Genomic DNA, 263 nt, shown 5'->3' on the forward strand with positions numbered 1-263 from the left:
TCGTCGGGGTTGTTCATACCGGGGGCTGCCCACACCGCCCACACGGCTTCTTGGTCGGCACGGCATTCCGGGGTCATTTTGCCGGTCATCTTCGACATCTGCTGGGTGTCTTGGCGGCCGAGGAACACCTGGCGTTTCTGCTGGCGGTCGGTGTCGTCGGTCAACTCGCCGTCGGGGTCGAGGTGTGCCATCAGGCGGGCACCGATCGCGGTCAACTCGGCGGGGGTGTGCACGCGCGCGTAGTCGGCCATCTGCTTTTCGGC

The 263-nt window shown here is 66.2% G+C and carries 1 protein-coding gene; it reads right to left on the minus strand.

From position 1 onward, the window contains the following. On the minus strand, window positions 1-263 hold a 263-nt coding region (locus ACPXB3_RS22665; RefSeq protein ID WP_425729901.1), incomplete at both ends, for a DUF222 domain-containing protein.

The organism is Gordonia sp. DT219 (assembly GCF_049847065.1).
Taxonomy (GTDB): domain Bacteria; phylum Actinomycetota; class Actinomycetes; order Mycobacteriales; family Mycobacteriaceae; genus Gordonia.